This window comes from Janthinobacterium pasteuri, assembly GCF_051380775.1.
Classification (GTDB): Bacteria; Pseudomonadota; Gammaproteobacteria; order Burkholderiales; family Burkholderiaceae_D; genus Janthinobacterium.
Map to the genome: position 1 here is coordinate 89,050 of NZ_JBNYXS010000019.1, position 15,378 is coordinate 104,427.

15 protein-coding genes are annotated in these 15,378 nt (G+C 60.8%); all 15 read left to right on the top strand.

The window, feature by feature from the left end:
• Positions 1-146: 146 nt before the first annotated feature.
• The 15 genes from ACQ4WN_RS18800 to ACQ4WN_RS18870 all read left to right on the top strand — a co-directional run bounded on the left by ACQ4WN_RS18800 (position 147) and on the right by ACQ4WN_RS18870 (position 15,316).
• A complete protein-coding gene (locus tag ACQ4WN_RS18800; RefSeq protein ID WP_436552891.1) occupies positions 147-4,187 on the top strand; it encodes a DUF3683 domain-containing protein in 4,041 nt (1,346 codons plus the stop codon).
• On the top strand, positions 4,184-4,627 hold the full coding sequence (locus tag ACQ4WN_RS18805; RefSeq protein ID WP_436552892.1) for an HIT family protein: 444 nt from the start codon (positions 4,184-4,186) through the stop codon (positions 4,625-4,627). Before ACQ4WN_RS18800 ends, ACQ4WN_RS18805 begins: the two co-directional genes overlap by 4 nt.
• Before the next feature lie 9 nt (positions 4,628-4,636).
• Positions 4,637-5,086: a gamma-butyrobetaine hydroxylase family protein gene (locus ACQ4WN_RS18810; protein ID WP_436552893.1), complete on the top strand. Its 450-nt coding sequence runs from the start codon at positions 4,637-4,639 to the stop codon at positions 5,084-5,086.
• Between the two features lie 98 nt (positions 5,087-5,184).
• On the top strand, positions 5,185-5,529 hold the full coding sequence (locus tag ACQ4WN_RS18815; protein WP_436552894.1) for a YciI family protein: 345 nt from the start codon (positions 5,185-5,187) through the stop codon (positions 5,527-5,529).
• A gap of 2 nt (positions 5,530-5,531) precedes the next feature.
• Positions 5,532-6,773 carry an RNA polymerase sigma factor gene (locus ACQ4WN_RS18820; RefSeq protein WP_436552895.1) on the top strand — a complete coding sequence of 414 codons (1,242 nt, stop codon included), beginning with the start codon at positions 5,532-5,534 and terminating at the stop codon, positions 6,771-6,773.
• A gap of 29 nt (positions 6,774-6,802) precedes the next feature.
• Positions 6,803-7,537, top strand: a complete 735-nt coding sequence (ubiE, locus tag ACQ4WN_RS18825; protein ID WP_010394608.1) for a bifunctional demethylmenaquinone methyltransferase/2-methoxy-6-polyprenyl-1,4-benzoquinol methylase UbiE — start codon at positions 6,803-6,805, stop codon at positions 7,535-7,537.
• Positions 7,538-7,568: 31 nt separating this feature from the next.
• Positions 7,569-8,522, top strand: coding sequence for a Tim44 domain-containing protein (locus ACQ4WN_RS18830; protein ID WP_436552896.1), 954 nt, complete (start codon positions 7,569-7,571; stop codon positions 8,520-8,522).
• A 153-nt stretch (positions 8,523-8,675) separates the two neighbouring features.
• A complete protein-coding gene (locus ACQ4WN_RS18835) occupies positions 8,676-9,314 on the top strand; it encodes a ubiquinone biosynthesis accessory factor UbiJ (RefSeq protein WP_436552897.1) in 639 nt (212 codons plus the stop codon).
• Positions 9,311-10,882: a ubiquinone biosynthesis regulatory protein kinase UbiB gene (gene ubiB, locus ACQ4WN_RS18840; RefSeq protein ID WP_436552898.1), complete on the top strand. Its 1,572-nt coding sequence runs from the start codon at positions 9,311-9,313 to the stop codon at positions 10,880-10,882. The genes ACQ4WN_RS18835 and ubiB overlap by 4 nt, the downstream gene beginning before the upstream one ends.
• Positions 10,883-10,901: 19 nt before the next feature.
• Positions 10,902-11,504: a methyltransferase gene (locus ACQ4WN_RS18845; protein WP_436552899.1), complete on the top strand. Its 603-nt coding sequence runs from the start codon at positions 10,902-10,904 to the stop codon at positions 11,502-11,504.
• A 91-nt stretch (positions 11,505-11,595) separates the two neighbouring features.
• Positions 11,596-11,904 (top strand): FmdB family zinc ribbon protein, encoded by a 309-nt coding sequence (locus ACQ4WN_RS18850; RefSeq protein WP_436552900.1) that lies wholly within the window; start codon positions 11,596-11,598, stop codon positions 11,902-11,904.
• A 40-nt stretch (positions 11,905-11,944) separates the two neighbouring features.
• Positions 11,945-12,586 carry a DUF502 domain-containing protein gene (locus tag ACQ4WN_RS18855; protein WP_436552901.1) on the top strand — a complete coding sequence of 214 codons (642 nt, stop codon included), beginning with the start codon at positions 11,945-11,947 and terminating at the stop codon, positions 12,584-12,586.
• 64 nt (positions 12,587-12,650) lie between these two features.
• Entirely contained in the window at positions 12,651-14,453 is a 1,803-nt protein-coding gene (gene aspS / locus ACQ4WN_RS18860) for an aspartate--tRNA ligase (RefSeq protein WP_436552902.1), read from the top strand.
• A gap of 85 nt (positions 14,454-14,538) precedes the next feature.
• Positions 14,539-15,003, top strand: a complete 465-nt coding sequence (gene nudB / locus ACQ4WN_RS18865) for a dihydroneopterin triphosphate diphosphatase (protein ID WP_436552903.1) — start codon at positions 14,539-14,541, stop codon at positions 15,001-15,003.
• Positions 15,004-15,022: 19 nt separating this feature from the next.
• Entirely contained in the window at positions 15,023-15,316 is a 294-nt protein-coding gene (locus ACQ4WN_RS18870; RefSeq protein WP_436552904.1) for a hypothetical protein, read from the top strand.
• Positions 15,317-15,378 lie beyond the last annotated feature (62 nt).

Here is a 15,378-nt window from a genome sequence, read left to right on the forward strand (position 1 = left end):
TTCATGCAAAAGTAGGCTTTTCCATATTTGCTATGGTGGCAGATGAGGTGCTTAAACCTTAGGCGGGCTAAGGCTGTTCCCGCATGCTGCGGCGCAATAAGATAAAATGGTCCTTTAGGGTCCAGTCGACATCGTCACCACACTCCATGAACGCTCCCGCACAACTCCAAGCTTTACTGGCAGAAACGCCAAATGGTCCCGCAGCAAGCCGCCTGCGCGAAATCCCATATAACTACACGTCGTTTTCCGATCGCGAGATCGTCATACGCCTGTTGGGGGAGGACTCCTGGCGCCTGCTCGACGAGCTGCGAGGCGCTCGCCAGACGGGCCGTTCGGCCCGCATGCTGTACGAGGTGCTGGGCGACATCTGGGTGGTGCGCCGTAACCCCTACCTGCAGGATGACTTGCTCGATAACCCGAAGCGCCGCCAGGGTTTGATCGATGCCTTGCATCACCGCCTGGCCGAAGTCGACAAGCGCCGCTTGTCCATCGATGCGGCCGGCGGCGATGTGGCCGTCAGTGGCGAAACGCCGGAAGTGGCGCAGACGCGCAGCAACAATGTCGAGCTGCTGCTGAAAGCAGCCAGCAAGGCTGTGGCCGACTTCGGCGACGAATTCCGCAAGACCTACGATTTGCGCAAGCGCACGGTCAAGGTGCTGGGCCGCTACACGGAAAAACACAATGTGCGCTTCGATGGCATGACGCGCGTGTCGCACGTGACCGACGCCACCGACTGGCGCGTCGAATACCCGTTCGTCGTGCTCACGCCCGACACGGAAGAGGAAATGGCCGGCCTGGTAAAGGGCTGTATCGAGCTGGGGCTGACCATCATCCCGCGCGGCGGCGGCACCGGCTACACGGGCGGCGCGATTCCCCTGACGCCGATGTCGGCCGTCATCAACACCGAAAAACTCATTACCCTGGGCGCCGTCGAAATGACGGTCTTGCCTGGATTGAGCCACGAATACGCGACGATCAATTCGGGCGCGGGCGTGATCACGAACAAGGTCTCGGAAGCGGCCGAAAAGGCCGGTTTCGTGTTTGCCGTCGACCCGACCTCGGCGCACGCCTCTTGCATCGGCGGCAACGTCGCCATGAATGCGGGCGGCAAGAAAGCCGTGCTGTGGGGCACGGCGCTGGACAACCTGGCTTCGTGGCGCATGGTCGACCCGAATGGCGACTGGCTCGACGTCACGCGTCTCGACCATAACCTGGGCAAGATCCACGATATCGCGCTGGCACGTTTCCAGTTGGAATGGCGTCACCCGAGCACGCGTGACGCGACCAAGCCGAACGCACCATTCAAGACGGAAATCCTGGAAATTCCTGGCCGCAAGTTCCGCAAGGAGGGCCTGGGCAAGGATGTGACGGACAAATTCCTCGCCGGTTTGCCGGGCATCCAGAAAGAGGGCTGTGACGGTCTCATCACGTCGGCGCGCTGGATTCTGCACAAGATGCCGAAATTCGCCCGCACCGTCTGCCTGGAATTCTTTGGTCAGGCGCGCGACGCGATCCCGTCGATCGTGGAAATCAAGGATTACCTCGATGGCTTGCCCGCCAAGGGCGAGCAATACACGAGCATCCGCCTGGCGGGCCTGGAGCATCTGGACGAGCGCTACCTGCGCGCCGTCGGCTACGCCACCAAGTCGAAGCGGGGCGTGCTGCCGAAGATGGCCCTGTTTGGCGACATCGTCGGCGACGATGAAAATGCCGTCGCGCAAGCGGCGTCGGAAGTGGTGCGCATCGCTAACACCCGCGTGGGTGAAGGCTTCGTTGCCGTCAGCCCCGAAGCACGCAAGAAATTCTGGCTCGACCGCGCCCGCACGGCGGCGATCGCCAAGCACACCAATGCGTTCAAGATTAATGAAGACGTGGTGATTCCCCTGAATCGCATGGGCGAATACACGGATGGCATCGAGCGCATCAATATCGAACTGTCGATCAAGAACAAGCTGCAACTGGCCGATGCCCTCAGTGAATTCTTTGCCAAGGGTAACTTGCCAATTGGCAAGAGCGACGATGCGTCGGACGATCGGGTCGACGACGCTGAAATGCTGGGCGACCGCGCCGAGCAGGCGCAGCAGTTGCTGGCGCAAGTCACGGCACGCTGGACGTATCTGCTGGCCCAACTGGACCGTCCGCTGGCCGACGTGAAGGGTGAGCTGGCCGAGCTGGGCATGGAGCGCTTGCTGCCCGTGTTCGATGCACGCCTGGAAACGCAGCCGACCGCCACCCTGTTCGACGTGGTGCAGGACCGCACCGTGCGCGTGACCTGGAAGCAAGAGATCCGCGCGCAGCTGCGCCAGATCTTCAATGGCGCGGCTTTTAAACTGATCCTCGACGAGGCGACCGCCATCCACGCGCGCATCCTGCGTAGCCGCGTATTTGTCGCGCTGCACATGCATGCGGGCGATGGCAACGTGCATACAAACTTGCCCGTCAACTCGGACAATTACGAAATGCTGCAGGACGCCCACCAGGCCGTGGGCCGCATCATGATCCTGGCCCGCTCGCTGAATGGCGTCATTTCCGGCGAACACGGTATCGGCATCACCAAGCTGGAATTTTTGACGGAAGAAGAGATCGGCGAATTCCGCAGCTACAAGCAGCGCATCGACCCGGAAGGCCGTTTCAACAAGGGCAAATTGCTGAACCTGCCGGGCATGGGCGCCGACTTGCGTAATGCCTACACGCCATCGTTCGGCCTGATGGGCCATGAGTCCTTGATCATGCAGCAAAGCGATATCGGCGCCATCGCCGACAGCGTCAAGGATTGCTTACGCTGCGGCAAGTGCAAGCCCGTCTGCTCGACCCACGTGCCGCGCGCCAATTTGCTGTACTCGCCGCGCGATAAAATCCTGGCGACCTCGTCCCTGATCGAAGCCTTCCTGTACGAAGAGCAGACGCGGCGCGGTATTTCCATCAAACATTGGGAAGAGTTTGAAGACGTGGCCGACCACTGCACGGTGTGCCATAAATGCGTCACGCCTTGCCCGGTCAACATCGACTTCGGCGACGTGTCGATGAACATGCGCAATTTGCTGCGCAAGATGGACAAGAAGAGCTTTAATCCGGGCACCAAGGCGACGATGCTGTTCCTCAACGCCACCGATCCCGTGACCATCAACGCCACGCGCAAGGTCATGATCGGCTGGGGTTACAAGGCGCAGCGCCTGGGCCACGATCTGCTGAAGAAGTTTGCCAAGAAGCAAACCAAGGCGCCGCCGCCATCGACAGGCAAGCCGCCCGTCAAAGCGCAGGTGATCCATTTCATCAATAAAAAGATGCCGGGCAACTTGCCGAAGAAAACGGCGCGCGCGCTGCTCGACATCGAAGATGACAAGGTCATCCCGATCATCCGCAATCCGAAGACGACCACGGCCGATACGGAAGCCGTGTTTTACTTCCCCGGTTGTGGTTCGGAACGGTTGTTCTCGCAAGTGGGCCTGGCCACGCAAGCGATGCTGTGGGAAGTGGGCGTGCAGACGGTCTTGCCGCCTGGCTACCTGTGCTGCGGTTATCCGCAGCGGGGCGCGGGCGAGTTCGACAAGGCCGAGAAAATGATGACGGATAACCGCGTCTTGTTCCACCGCATGGCCAACACGCTCAATTACCTGGACATCAAGACGGTGCTCGTGTCATGCGGCACTTGCTATGACCAACTGGCAACGTACCAGTTTGAAAAGATTTTCCCCGGCTGCCGCATCATGGATATCCATGAGTATTTGCTGGAGAAAAACGTCAAGCTGGAAGGCGTCAACGGCACGCGTTATATGTACCACGAACCTTGCCACAATCCGATGAAGTTGCAGGAATCGGGCAAGACCATCAATTCCCTGATCAGCACGGTAGACAACGTGAAGATCGAGAAAAATGACCGTTGCTGCGGCGAATCGGGTTCCCTGGCTGTCACGCGCCCCGACATTTCCACGCAAGTACGTTTCCGCAAGGAAGAGGAGATGGTCAAGGGCGCCGACAAGCTGCGCGGCGATGGGTTTACTGGTGACGTGAAAATCCTCACCAGCTGCCCGTCGTGCCTGCAAGGCCTGTCGCGCTACAATGACGACTCGGGCACGACGGCCGACTACATCGTCGTCGAGATCGCCAAACACTTGCTGGGAGAGAACTGGATGCCGGAATACGTGAAACGCGCCAATGACGGCGGCATCGAACGGGTGCTGGTGTGACCTGCGATTTATGTCAGTTGCTCGATAGCTTCGCCAACAAGCAGGGTTGTGAAACCTTGCTGTGGCGTAGCGAGCGCCTGTCCGTGGTGGCCGTTGATGATCCAGCCTATCCCGGCTTTTGCCGCGTGATCTGGAACAAACACGTGAAAGAAATGACGGATTTGACGCCGGGCGAGCGCAATTACGTCATGGAAGTCGTGTGGCAAGTCGAGCTGGCCGTGCGTGAAGTGATGCAGCCGGAAAAGGTCAATGTGGCCAGTTTCGGTAACATGACGCCGCATGTGCACTGGCACGTGATTCCCCGCTACCGCGACGATGCGCATTTCCCCAATCCAAGCTGGGCCGTGGTGCAGCGCGAGACGGCGCCCGCCGTGCTGGCCGCGCGCCGCGCCCTGTTGCCGGCCCTGCGCGCCGCCATCATTCAACGTTTATCCGCATAAAGTATTGTCATGACTGAAAAAACAGCAACACCCCAACCGACCGGCTTGACCGTGCACAACCAGTCGCGCGTGCTCGACGTGGCCTTCGACGATGGCAGCACATTCGCGTTGCCGTTCGAATACCTGCGCGTGTACTCGCCGTCGGCTGAAGTGCAGGGCCATGGCAAGGGCCAGGAAACCTTGCAATTAGGCAAGCGCCTGGTGGGCATCACGGGCCTGGAGCCTGTCGGCAACTACGCCGTGCAACCGACCTTCAGCGATGGCCACAATTCCGGCCTGTACACCTGGGCCTACCTGTACAAGCTGGGCGCGGAGCAAGCGACCTTGTGGCAAGCCTACCTTGACCAACTGACGGCAGCTGGCTACCCCGGTGACAGCGGCCGCGACGCCAAGGCCGACATGACGGTCAAGCAATCTTCCGGCCACGTCCACGGTCCGAGCTGCGGGCATAAACACTAAGGTGAAAAAATAATGCGGTAATCTTGTCGGATTGCCGCTGGTTCGTTCGTCGTATGAATGCCCGCGCTTGCGGGCATTTTTCTTTTGGAGAAGAGACCATGGAATACCTGATCCTGATCTACGCCGACGAGGCGCGCTATGCCGCAATGCCTGAAGGGCAGATGGCCAGCCTGATGGCGGACTTTGCCAGTTACACGCAGGACCTGGAAGCAGCCGGCGTGCTGCGCGGCGGGGCCGAGCTGGCGCCTGTGGACAACGCTACCAGCGTGCGTGTGCGCAATGGCAAGCCCGTCATCACGGATGGACCGTTTGCGGAAACCAAGGAGCAGCTGGGCGGCTACTATCTGCTAGCCTGCGCCAACCTGGACGAGGCGCTGGCCTGGGCCGCGCGTTGCCCGGCAGCGTCGCTGGGCACCATCGAAGTGCGGCCTGTGACTGCCTGAGCATGGCCGGCGACGCCCTGTCGACCGTCGAGCAGGTCTTTCGCCAGGAGCGGCTCAGGGTGCTCGCTGGCCTGATGCGGCGTTTCGGCGACCTGGGCCTGGCGGAAGATGTGTTTCAGGAAGCATGCCGCAAGGCGCTGGAACTGTGGCCGCGCACGGGCATCCCCGATAATCCTGCCGCCTGGCTCAGTGCCGTGGCGCGCCATGCCGGCCTCGATCAGGTGCGCCGCGCGGGCAAGAGCATCATCGATGCCGAGGCCGTGCTGTCGCGCCTGCCGGCATCCGCGATGGAAGAAACGCACGCCATTGACGATGACCGCCTGCGCCTGCTGTTCATCTGCTGCCATCCCGCGCTGGCGCCCGAGGCGCAGGTAGCGCTGGCCCTGCGTACCCTGTGTGGCCTGTCCACGGCCGAGATAGCGCGCGCCTTTTGCGTGGCGGAAGCGGCCCTGTCGCAGCGCTTATTGCGCGCCAGGCGAAAGATCGCCGAAGCGCGCATTGCTTTCGAGTTGCCGCGGACGCAAGACTGGCCACAGCGGCTGGCGCAAGTGCAGCATGTCATCTATCTGGTCTTCAGCGAAGGCTATTGCGCCAGCGGCGGCGACACCCTGCTGCGCGCGGATCTGTGCGCGGAAGCGCTGCGCCTGGGGCGACTGCTTGACGCCTTGCTGCCCGGTCAGCCGGAAGTGCAGGGGCTATTGGCCTTGCTGCTGCTGCAGGCGTCACGCGGCCCGGCCCGTCTCTCGCCCGGCGGTGAACTGCTGACCCTGGAAGAGCAGGACCGGCGCCTGTGGCAGCGTGACTTGATCGCCGAGGGACTGGCCATGCTGGCGCTGGCTTTGCCGGCGCGTTCGCCGGGGCCATACCAGCTGCAGGCGGCGATTGCCGCCCTGCACGCCAAAGCTCCCACGGCCAGCCAGACGGACTGGCGCCAGATCCACTTCCTGTATGGCGCCTTGCTGCGGCACAAGCCGGAGCCATTAATCTTGCTCAATGCCGTAATCGCCTGTGCGATGGCGCATGGCGCCGAACACGGATTGGTGTGGCTGGCGCGGCTGGAAGCCGTGCCCAGCCTGGCGCAATCGCATTATCTGCATGCGGCCAGGGCCGACTTGCTGCGCCGCCAGGGTGACCGGCAGGGGGCGCTGGCGGCGTACGCGCGGGCGGCAATGCTTGCCGCGAATGCAGTGGAAAGGCAATACCTTCTCCGGCGTCACGGGGAAATGCGCCTGCCGCTTGTATAATGCGTGCAAGTTCAAACAGACTGCCTACCATGACCAATACGACCCATTTCGGATACAAAACAGTTGCAGAAGACGACAAAGTGCGCGAAGTCGCCAAGGTGTTCCATTCCGTCGCTGCCAAATATGACGTGATGAACGACTTGATGTCGGGCGGGCTGCACCGTCTGTGGAAGACGTTTACCATTGCCAACGCGGGCGTGCGCCCCGGCTTCAAGGTGCTCGACATCGCCGGCGGCACGGGCGACCTGTCGAAGGCGTTTGCCAGGCAGGCGGGTCCTACCGGCGAAGTCTGGTTGACCGATATCAATGAATCGATGTTGCGCGTGGGCCGCGACCGCCTCTTGAATCGTGGCTTGCTCACCCCCACCTTGTTGTGTGACGCGGAGAAACTGCCGTTCCCCGATAACTATTTTGACCGTGTCAGCGTGGCCTTTGGCCTGCGCAACATGACGCACAAGGATGTGGCGCTGGCGGAAATGCGCCGCGTGCTGAAACCGGGCGGCAAGCTGCTGGTGCTGGAGTTTTCCAAGGTGGCCGCGCCGCTGCAAAAGCCGTACGACCTGTATTCGTTCTCGGTCTTGCCGTGGTTCGGACAGAAAATCGCCGGCGACGCGGAAAGCTATCGCTACCTGGCAGAATCGATCCGCATGCACCCGGACCAGGAAACGCTGAAGACCATGATGGAAACGGCGGGCCTGGAGCGCGTGCAGTACTACAATTTGACGGCAGGCATTGCCGCTTTGCATACCGGCATCAAGATGTAATGCATCAACGTTGGTGATTTTAGGAGATGAAATGAAATTGAAGAAATTTATGGTTGGCATGATGCTGGCCGCGACCACGGTATCCATGCTGGGCGAGGCGCTGGCCCGTCCGATGGGCGGTGGCCGTTCGTTTGGTCGCCAGTCGCAAAACGTGGGCCGCCAGGCTCCCGCGCCGGCGCCGACCCCGGCACCGGCTGCTACGCCACGCCAGGCGCAACCTGCGCCAGCCCCCGCACCCGCCCTTGCCGCCAAGGCACCGAGCCGCTGGAAGGGCTTGCTGGGCGGCGCCTTGCTGGGCCTGGGCCTGGGCGCGCTGCTGTCGCATTTCGGCTTGGGCGGTGCCCTGGCCAGCATGATCAGCACCTTGCTGATGGTGGCTTTGCTGGCCGGTGCGGCCTTCTTCATCTACCGCATGGTGCGCGGCAAGCGCGACAGCAACGGTAACGCGGGCAATGCGCCGTTCGCCGGTTTCGGCGGCAACCAGCCGGCACCGGCCGGTAACGTGCCTGACATCGGTTCGGGCATCCCACCGTTGCCGCCGCTGCAACCCGTCTCGTCCGGCGTAGGCCTGGACAAGCCGGTCCCGGCACCGGTCGCCGCGCCATGGGGCGTGCCAAGCGACTTCGACAAGGAAGCCTTCCTGCGCCACGCGAAAAGCAATTTCATTCGCCTGCAAGCGGCCTGGGACAAGGCCGACGTCAACGATATTCGCGAATTCACGTCGCCGGAAGTGTATGCGGAACTGCGCATGCAAATCCAGGAACGGGGCGCGCAGCCAGACTTTACCGACGTCGTCACCATCGATGCCGAATTGCTGGGCATCGAGACGAGCGTCAACGATTACCTGGCCAGCGTGAAGTTTACGGGCCTGATCCGTTCGGCGCCGGGTGTGGCAGCGGAACCGTTCGCGGAAGTGTGGAATATGTCGAAACCCGTCAGCGGCAATAGCGGCTGGGTCTTGGCAGGCATCCAGCAATTGAATTAATTGTCAAAACTTGCTGAATAATGGCTTAAGTCCATGCCGAATGCATGATGCTTGACAGATATTTCCTGCTGAACTGGTAAGATCGAAACCGCCCACGTTGTTTTACGGGCGGTTTTTTCTTTTTAGGGGCGCGCACGGCGCGCTGTATATTACATGGCACCACTTTCCGATCTCTCCCTGATGACGCCCGTCATCGCGACCATCAACCATTTGCTGGCGCAGGAGCCGTGGGCGCGCCAGCAACTGGCCGTGCATGCCGGCAAACTGGCCTGCATCGACACGGGTGCCGTGGCCTTGCGCCTGCGCGTCGACAGTGCAGGCATGCTGGAAGCGGCGCCGGCCGACATGCCGGCCAACGTGACCATCCGCGTCAAATTGTCCGATGTGCCGCTGATCCTGCAACACCGCGAGCGGGCGTTTTCCTACGTCAAGATCGAAGGCGATGCGGAGTTTGCCAATGCGATTTCGCAACTGAGCAAAGGCTTGCGCTGGGAAGCCGAGCATGACCTGGAAAAGGTAGTCGGTCCCATGCTGGCTACGCGCCTTGTTTCCGGTGCGAAGGAAGCCGCCGCCTTTGTACGCACGGGCCAGCAAAAGCTGGCGGAAAACGTGGCTGAATATTTTCTCGACGAACAGCCCATGCTGATCCGTCCTTCTACTCTGCAAGAGTATTCCGCTGGCGTGACGCGCGTGCGCGATGATGTCGAACGCCTGGCCAAGCGCCTTGCCCGGCTGGAAAAGGCGGCCGCCGCCGTCCAGCCGCAGTCCTCCTCACCGGATTTGTCTACATGATATTGAAATTTCTGCGCCTGTTTAAAATCATCCGTGTTTCCATCAAGTACGGTCTGGATGAAATAGCGATTTCTGGTCTGCAAGTTCCCCGCACCGCCAAATTGATCGACACCCTGATTTTCTGGCGCGACCTGTCGTCACCACGGGGCTTGCGCCTGCGCCTGGCGCTGGAAGAGCTGGGTCCCATTTTCGTGAAATTCGGCCAGGTGCTGTCGACCCGGCGCGATTTGATGCCGCCCGACATCGCCGAAGAACTGGCGCGCCTGCAAGACCGCGTGCCACCGTTCGATTCCGACCTGGCCATCGCGCAAATCACCAAGTCTCTCGGTGCACACCCGGACCAGCTGTTTGCCAGCTTCGAGCGCGAGCCGGTGGCGTCCGCCTCGATTGCCCAGGTGCACTTCGCCACCCTGAAAGATGGCCGTGAAGTGGCCGTGAAGGTCTTGCGCCCAGGCATGAAAAAACTGATCGACGAAGACGTGGCCTTGATGCACATTGCCGCCGACTGGACCAGCCGCCTGTGGGCCGACAGCAAGCGCCTCAAGCCGCGCGAAGTCGTGGGCGAGTTCGACAAATATCTGCACGACGAGCTGGACTTGATGCGCGAAGCGGCCAACGCCAGCCAGCTGCGCCGCAACTTCGCCAACTCGGACTTGCTGCTGGTGCCGGAAATGCACTGGGATTACTGTTCCAGCAGCGTCATCGTGATGGAACGCATGGTTGGCATTCCCGTGTCGCAGACCGCGCGCCTGGTGGCGGCCGGCGTCGACTTGCGCAAGCTCTCCAGCGATGGCGTGGAAATTTTCTTTACACAAGTGTTCCGCGATGGCTTTTTTCATGCGGATATGCACCCGGGTAATATTCTCGTCTCCATCGCGCCTGAATCGTTCGGCCGCTATATCGCGCTCGATTTCGGTATCGTGGGAACGTTGAATGACTACGACAAGGATTATCTGTCGCAAAACTTCCTCGCCTTCTTCCGCCGCGACTACAAGCGCGTGGCCGAAGCGCACATCGAATCGGGCTGGGCGCCGAAAGACACGCGTGTCGATGAACTGGAAGCGGCCGTGCGCGCCTGCTGCGAGCCGATCTTCGACCGCCCGCTAAAAGATATTTCTTTTGGACAAGTTTTGCTGCGGCTGTTCCAGACCTCGCGCCGCTTCAACGTGGAAGTGCAGCCGCAACTGGTGCTATTGCAAAAGACCCTGCTCAATATCGAGGGCCTGGGCCGCCAGCTGGACCCGGAACTGGACTTGTGGCAAACGGCCAAGCCTTATCTGGAAAAATGGATGAGCAACCAGGTGGGGCCGCAAGGCTTCATGGAGCGCCTGCGCGCCGAGGCGCCCCGTTATGCGCATATCTTCCCGCAACTGCCGCGTTTGCTGCACCAGGCCTTGACGGTGCATGGCGAACCGCGCGAAAACGACGTGGAATTGATGAAAACCTTGCTGGCAGAGCAACGCCAGACGAACCGCTTGTTGAGCTTTATCGTGTACTTCGTGGGCGCCTTCGCGCTCGGCGCGCTGGGCTTGCAAGTGTTCATGCGCTGGCATCAATTGCCGTTTTAAGTGGCTGAGGACGTAAGTGATGGCTGACTTTCAAACCCGCGATCCGCTCTTGCCCGCTTTCTGGGACGAGCGTTTCGAGAAGCAATTTACGCCCTGGGACCAGGGCGGCGTGCCCGCGCGCCTGCGCAGTTTCGTTACCGGCAGCCCGGCGCCGCTGCGCTGCCTGATTCCCGGCTGCGGCTCCGCCTATGAACTGGTCTTCATGCTCGATCACGGCTGGGATGCCACGGCCATCGACTTTTCGCCGGCCGCCGTGGCCGCCGCGCGGGTGCAGCTAGGCGAGCGGGCAGGGCAGGTGGAGGAAGCTGATTTCTTCGCCTGGCAGCCCGAAGCGCCGCTGGACCTCATCTATGAGCGGGCTTTCCTGTGCGCCATGCCGCGCGCCATGTGGCCGCAAGTGGCGGCCCGCTGGGCGCAGCTGCTGGCGCCGGGCTCCATGCTGGCCGGTTACTTTTTCTTTGACGACAATGCCAAGGGGCCGCCATTTGGCATTTCGCGTGAGCAATTGCAGGCTTTGCTGGCACCGCATTTCGACTGCCTGGCCGATGAAGCCGTGGACGATTCCATTGCCGTCTTCGCGGGCAAGGAGCGCTGGATGAGCTGGCGCCGCCGGGCGGACTGAGCCTGACAGGCTGAGCGAGCGGGCATTTTCCGCTGGGAATGGCGGAAAAGCTTTATAATTCAGGGTTTTTGATGATTTTCTCGGAGTAGAGATGCCGATTTACGCTTACCGTTGTGACGAGTGTGGTTTTGCCAAGGATGTCTTGCAAAAGATCTCCGATCCAGTACTGACGGTGTGCCTGTCGTGCGGCAAGCCCAGTTTCAAGAAACAATTGACGGCCGCCGGTTTCCAATTGAAGGGCACTGGCTGGTACGCGACCGATTTCCGCGGCGGCACGGCGCCCACCACCGCCATTCCGACCGGCCCGGCCGACAACGCCAAGCCTGCCCCTGCCGCCGAGAGCGCGCCTGCTGCGGCGCCTGCGTCCGCCCCGGCTGCTGCTGCGCCGAAAGCGGACTGAAAAGCGCGCCGCGCCGATACGATCCATTACCGAGAAACCGATGCGTAAATACTTTATTACCGGATTACTGATTTTGGTGCCCCTGGCCATTACCGCCTGGGTCTTGAATCTGGTAATCAGCACGATGGACCAGTCGCTGTTGCTGGTGCCCGGCAGTACGAAGCCCAGCGTCTGGTTCGGCCACCTGGTTCCCGCGCTGAGCACCATTCCCGGCCTGGGCACGGTATTGACGGTACTGATCGTGTTCTTCACGGGCTTGCTGACGAATAACCTGGTCGGCAATTACGTGGTGAAACTGTGGGAAAAATTGCTGCAACGCATACCCATCGTCAATTCCCTGTATTCAAGCGTCAAGCAAGTATCCGATACCTTGTTTTCCCCGTCGGGCAATGCCTTCCGCAAGGCTGTGCTGGTGCCGTATCCGCACCAGAACTCCTGGACCATCGCTTTCCTGACCGGCGTGCCGGGCGGCGACGCGGCTAACCACCTGGTGGGTGACTATGTCAGCGTGTATGTGCCGACCACGCCCAACCCGACGTCAGGCTTTTTCCTGATGATGAAGCGCAGCGATGTGGTCGAGCTCGACATGAGCGTCGATGCGGCGCTCAAATATATCGTCTCGATGGGCGTGGTAGCGCCTGCGGAAGTTGTTGCTGTACCGGCCCCGGCAGCCAAAGAATAAAGGCAGGCGTCCCACGCGGGACGTGGCCGGATTGAACACTCACTAACCTGAACTGAGAATTTTTATGTCTATGCGTACTGAATACTGCGGCCTCGTTACCGAAGCCATGCTGGGACAAACCGTCAGCCTGTGCGGCTGGGTGCATCGCCGCCGCGACCACGGCAGCCTGATTTTCATCGACTTGCGCGACCGTGAAGGCCTGGTGCAAATCGTCTGCAACCCGGAACAGGCGGAGATGTTCAAAGTCGCCGAAGCCGTGCGCAACGAATTCTGCCTGCGCGTGACGGGCGTCGTGACCAGCCGTATCGACGGCACCATCAATAACAACCTGAAATCGGGCAAGATCGAAGTGGTCTGCTCGGAACTGGAAGTGCTGAACCCGTCCGTGCCCGTGCCGTTCCAGCTCGATGACGACAACCTGTCGGAAACGACGCGTCTGACGCACCGCGTGCTGGACCTGCGCCGCCCGCAAATGCAAAACAACCTGCGCCTGCGCTACAAGGTGACGATGGAAGTGCGCAAGTACCTCGACGCGCTGGGCTTCATCGACATCGAAACGCCGATGCTGACCAAGTCCACGCCAGAAGGCGCGCGCGATTACCTGGTGCCGTCGCGCGTGAACGCAGGCAGCTTCTTCGCCTTGCCGCAATCGCCACAGTTGTTCAAGCAACTGTTGATGGTCGCCAACTTCGACCGTTACTACCAGATCACCAAGTGCTTCCGCGACGAAGACTTGCGCGCTGATCGCCAGCCAGAATTCACGCAGATCGATTGCGAGACCTCGTTCCTGACGGAACAGGAAATCCGCGATCTGTTCGAAGACATGATCCGTGTCGTCTTCAAGAACACCTTGAACATCGACTTGCCGAACCCGTTCCCGGTGATGGATTTCGCCGAAGCGATGGGCCTGTACGGTTCCGACAAGCCGGACATGCGCGTCAAGCTGGCGTTCACGGATTTGACCGAAGTCATGAAGTCGGTCGAATTCAAGGTCTTCAACGGCGCCGCCAACATGAAGGGTGGCCGCGTGGTAGCCCTGCGCGTGCCGCAAGGCGGCAGCATGCCGCGTTCGGAAATCGATGCTTACACGCAATTTGTCGCCATCTACGGCGCCAAGGGCCTCGCTTACATCAAGGTCAACGAGAAAGCCAAGGGGCCTGAAGGCTTGCAATCGCCGATCGTCAAGTTCCTGCCTGCCGACGTGCTGGCCACGATCCTCGAGCAGACGGGCGCGCAAGACGGCGACCTGATCTTCTTTGGCGCGGACAAGGCCAAGGTTGTCAACGACGCCATCGGCGCGCTGCGCGTAAAAATCGGTCACAGCGAGTTCGGCAAGAAAGCCGGCCTGTTCGAGGACGTCTGGAAGCCATTGTGGGTGGTTGACTTCCCGATGTTCGAGCACGACGACGAAGCGGACCGCTGGACGGCGACCCACCATCCATTCACGGCGCCGAAAGACGGCCATGAAGACATGCTGGAAACCAATCCGGGCGCCTGCATCGCCAAGGCTTACGACATGGTCTTGAACGGCTGGGAACTGGGTGGCGGTTCGATCCGTATCCACCGCGAAGAAGTGCAAAGCAAGGTCTTCCGCGCATTGAAAATCGATGCCGAAGAAGCGCAGCTGAAGTTCGGCTTCCTGCTTGACGCGCTGCAATACGGCGCGCCACCGCATGGCGGCCTGGCATTCGGCCTGGATCGTATCGTGACCATGATGACGGGTTCCGATTCGATCCGCGACGTAATCGCTTTCCCGAAAACCCAACGCGCCCAGTGTCTGTTGACACAAGCGCCGTCGGAAGTGGACGAGAAGCAATTGCGCGAACTGCACATCCGTTTGCGCGGCGCCGAGCCAAAAGTAGCGTAATCCATCATGCGGCCGCTGCGGCGGCCGCTGTTTGATAATGCTATGCAAAAAGAGGCGCTGACGAAGCGCCTTTTTCATTATTGATATGACTCATAAAATTCCCGTTTCCGTGCTGGTCGTCATTCATACGGCTGATCTGGATGTCTTGCTGATCGAGCGCGCGGGCCAGCCCGGTTTCTGGCAATCGGTGACCGGTTCCGTCGACGCAGTCGATGAACCGCTGCTGCAGACGGCCGCGCGCGAATTGTGCGAGGAGACCGGCATCGTCGTCGATGGACACGACATCGTGCTGCGCGACTGGAAGCTGTCGAATGTGTACGAGATCTACCCGATCTGGCGCCACCGCTATGCGCCCGGCGTGACGCGCAACACGGAACACGTGTTCAGCGTGCAAGTGCCGCGCGACACGGTCATTACGCTGAGTCCCCGCGAACACTTGCAATACGCGTGGCTGCCGCATCTGGCGGCGGCCGACCGCTGTTTCTCGTCGTCCAACGCGGAAGCGATTTTGCAATTGCCGGCCATGACGGGCCTGGCGCGCCATAGCTGATCTCATTCGAAAGCCTTCCATGTTGAACTGGTTTAATCTATCGCTGCAACAAAAACTGGCTGGCACATTCTGCCTGGCGCTGTGCCTGGTCGTGATTCTGGCGGCCAGTCTGTACACGCCGCCCGAACGCACGCCGCCGGTCGGCTTGCCGCTGATGGCGATCGGCTGGCTGCTGCATCCGGGCGCCTTTGCCAAGGGCAAGCGCACCGTGGCCTGGCGCGGCGCACCCTTACTCGTCAAGATCGTCTGGGCCGCCGGCATTACCGCGGCGATCGTCAGCGTGACGGCGGGCGTGGGGCGCATGCTGGCTTGATCCGCTGCAACTATTGTCATATTGCATTATTGCCTTAATGGTAATTTCACTTGATGGCACAA

Bases quoted from the DNA above. Each gene is read 5' to 3' on its own strand.
- ACQ4WN_RS18800 (WP_436552891.1), top strand. From the start codon at position 147: ATGAACGCTCCCGCACAACTCCAAGCTTTACTGGCAGAAACGCCAAAT.
- ACQ4WN_RS18810 (WP_436552893.1), top strand. From the start codon at position 4,637: ATGACTGAAAAAACAGCAACACCCCAACCGACCGGCTTGACCGTGCAC.
- ACQ4WN_RS18815 (WP_436552894.1), top strand. From the start codon at position 5,185: ATGGAATACCTGATCCTGATCTACGCCGACGAGGCGCGCTATGCCGCA.
- ACQ4WN_RS18820 (WP_436552895.1), top strand. From the start codon at position 5,532: ATGGCCGGCGACGCCCTGTCGACCGTCGAGCAGGTCTTTCGCCAGGAG.
- ubiE (WP_010394608.1), top strand. From the start codon at position 6,803: ATGACCAATACGACCCATTTCGGATACAAAACAGTTGCAGAAGACGAC.
- ACQ4WN_RS18830 (WP_436552896.1), top strand. From the start codon at position 7,569: ATGAAATTGAAGAAATTTATGGTTGGCATGATGCTGGCCGCGACCACG.
- ACQ4WN_RS18835 (WP_436552897.1), top strand. From the start codon at position 8,676: ATGGCACCACTTTCCGATCTCTCCCTGATGACGCCCGTCATCGCGACC.
- ubiB (WP_436552898.1), top strand. From the start codon at position 9,311: ATGATATTGAAATTTCTGCGCCTGTTTAAAATCATCCGTGTTTCCATC.
- ACQ4WN_RS18845 (WP_436552899.1), top strand. From the start codon at position 10,902: ATGGCTGACTTTCAAACCCGCGATCCGCTCTTGCCCGCTTTCTGGGAC.
- ACQ4WN_RS18850 (WP_436552900.1), top strand. From the start codon at position 11,596: ATGCCGATTTACGCTTACCGTTGTGACGAGTGTGGTTTTGCCAAGGAT.
- ACQ4WN_RS18855 (WP_436552901.1), top strand. From the start codon at position 11,945: ATGCGTAAATACTTTATTACCGGATTACTGATTTTGGTGCCCCTGGCC.
- aspS (WP_436552902.1), top strand. From the start codon at position 12,651: ATGTCTATGCGTACTGAATACTGCGGCCTCGTTACCGAAGCCATGCTG.
- nudB (WP_436552903.1), top strand. From the start codon at position 14,539: ATGACTCATAAAATTCCCGTTTCCGTGCTGGTCGTCATTCATACGGCT.
- ACQ4WN_RS18870 (WP_436552904.1), top strand. From the start codon at position 15,023: ATGTTGAACTGGTTTAATCTATCGCTGCAACAAAAACTGGCTGGCACA.